This is a genomic window from uncultured Campylobacter sp. (assembly GCF_938017615.1).
GTDB lineage: Bacteria > Campylobacterota > Campylobacteria > Campylobacterales > Campylobacteraceae > Campylobacter_B.
In genome coordinates, this window is the sequence record NZ_CALIJA010000180.1 from 1 (window position 1) to 2138 (window position 2138).

4 protein-coding genes and 1 pseudogene are annotated in these 2138 nt (G+C 35.6%); all 5 read right to left on the bottom strand.

Going from position 1 to position 2138, the window contains the following annotated elements:
* Positions 1-164: 164 nt before the first annotated feature.
* A complete protein-coding gene (locus Q0620_RS09335) occupies positions 165-554 on the bottom strand; it encodes a phytanoyl-CoA dioxygenase (protein ID WP_298784723.1) in 390 nt (129 codons plus the stop codon).
* Positions 555-647: 93 nt separating this feature from the next.
* A complete protein-coding gene (locus tag Q0620_RS09340) occupies positions 648-920 on the bottom strand; it encodes a colicin immunity domain-containing protein (RefSeq protein WP_297895383.1) in 273 nt (90 codons plus the stop codon).
* A gap of 22 nt (positions 921-942) precedes the next feature.
* Positions 943-1215, bottom strand: coding sequence for a hypothetical protein (locus tag Q0620_RS09345; RefSeq protein WP_298784725.1), 273 nt, complete (start codon positions 1213-1215; stop codon positions 943-945).
* A 46-nt stretch (positions 1216-1261) separates the two neighbouring features.
* Entirely contained in the window at positions 1262-1741 is a 480-nt protein-coding gene (locus tag Q0620_RS09350; RefSeq protein WP_298784727.1) for a hypothetical protein, read from the bottom strand.
* 92 nt (positions 1742-1833) lie between these two features.
* Positions 1834-2138, bottom strand: a pseudogene (locus Q0620_RS09355) (hypothetical protein); the annotation flags it as partial.

Here is a 2138-nt window from a genome sequence, read left to right on the forward strand (position 1 = left end):
ACGGATCCTCATATGCCTCGATTGTGGGATGAATAATATATTTATCCTGATATTCCAAAGAGGCCATTCGCCATAGATAAAACATAAGACTACCTTTGTAGAATATCTCTCTTCCGTCAATTTGCATTTGGGTTTCCTTTTTATTTAAGTGCTGCTCCGTGAGCTTAATATAGGTCAAAGTCACCTAAATCATATCCGAAAATATGTAAAGTTTTTAAAGCTAATTCTCTGACCTCTATCCAGGATTTGTTCTGATAGACTAGATAATCGTAGGTATCTCCTTCTAGCAGGCTTTGATCTTTAAAGTATTTATAAATAAGCTCTGCAAGCTCTTTTAAGATCTCTCTTTCATAGGGTAAGAAGCAGAATTCAAATTTTTCGTCAAGGGCTCGCCAGCATTCATCACATAGTAGTTCCGCCATTTCTGATGGGTCTTCGTAAGATTTAGCTGTGGCATGCACTAGATATTTATCTTGATGTTCCAAAGAAGCCATTCGGCTTAAATAAAACATAAGACCGCCTTTCTCAAATATCTCTTTTCCGTTAATTCGCATTTGGGTTTCCTTTTATTGGGATGTGGGTTTTGCCCGCATTATATCGTAATATATTTTTAAAATTCTCGCAGAAATTATCATTTTAAAAAACTACTATTTTAAAAGTGCAATTTGTTTTAAAGCTTTTCCCGCACACTTCCTTAAATCCTCTTCGCTTAATAAATCTCCTACCGTATCATCGCCTTTTAGCTCTTCGTCCGGTTCGAATTCATCGATGTCCGTAAGAAGCCTATTTAGCGGCTCATAATATTCATCGGGGAAATTTTTATCATTCATAAATTTATCCCAATATATCTTTTCGAATTCAAATACGTTGATTCTATTTTGCAAAAAATCCTCTATTATTTTTATATATTCCTCTATCACAATGAGCCCTTTTAGGTATATTTTAATCGCCCGCCGCTCTAATGCTTAGAACTGACCATAAATCACTACCTATATTCACGCCTTCGCATAAATTTTTTATAATTGTTAAGTCGTTAGAAGAAATTTTTATATCATATTCATACATTTGAACTAAAAAATCTTCCAGCGCTATACCATATTCTCCAGCCTTAATCAGTTCTTCCAAATAAATTACAAAGTCGCGCCGACCGACTCCGGCAAATTCATCTTTGTAATTACGAAATAAATTTAAAAATATCAGATCGTTATATCTCATTCGCCGCTTTCCTCAAATTTATTTCTCGTAGCCGCTTCATAATCTTCTAGCTTCTAATTTCTATTTTAATATCAAGCAAGTTATCGTGATCTGGGTATTTGGCGGTCTCCGAGAGCGTAAATTTTATCACGTCTAGCAACTGCCTAGTCAAATCGCTGTATTTTTTCTTAAATGCATTAAAATTTAAGAAAATCAACTTTAAATCGTCTCGAACGCCTTGCTTATTTTTTAAACCGTATCGTGAGTTTTCTTCTTTTTCTTCGATGTATTCGCTATAGCTTTCCCATTCGTCCTTATCTTCATATTGCTCCCATTCTTCCTCGCTGTAGTCTTTCCATTCTTTAAATCGTAGAAACCAAAAGAAGTCCGCGAATGCATCAGGACCGATACGCAGCGGCAAGGCTAACTTTTCAGATAGATAGGAGTATAACTTATGCTCTATTTCTTTGGGGCAATAATTATGCCACTCATCAATATATCTTCTGTCTTTTTGTAACTCATCAAAGTCAATCACTGCTTCTATCATTTTTCCCCACCCTAACTATGCTAACGCATATTTTCTTTAAATTCTAAAAATCAAATAAGCGTAGATTAACGCAAACTTGCCTTTATTAAATTTTAGTATAAATCAGACCAAAAAGGCACATACGGGCATTTTCCGACCGGCTCAAGAGGATTTTTGCTAAATTCCCTCAAAAAGTAGTCATATAAATTTTTCCCATAATAGATGACATCGGTATAGTGTATAGATAAGACCGGCGGATCCGGTAATTTAAGACACGGCATATATCTATGAGAATATATAGGTATAATTTTAGGTGCGATTTTGGCTGCTTCTAGTATAATGGCTCGCTTGCGAGATTTGTCTTCGGGCATCGCGCCCCCTTTTTGCGTATTCCAATAGCCCTCGTTTGGGAAAATTT

Coding starts and splice junctions, on each gene's coding strand:
- Q0620_RS09350 (WP_298784727.1), bottom strand. CDS start 1,741: ATGATAGAAGCAGTGATTGACTTTGATGAGTTACAAAAAGACAGAAGA.
- Q0620_RS09335 (WP_298784723.1), bottom strand. CDS start 554: ATGCGAATTAACGGAAAAGAGATATTTGAGAAAGGCGGTCTTATGTTT.
- Q0620_RS09345 (WP_298784725.1), bottom strand. CDS start 1,215: ATGAGATATAACGATCTGATATTTTTAAATTTATTTCGTAATTACAAA.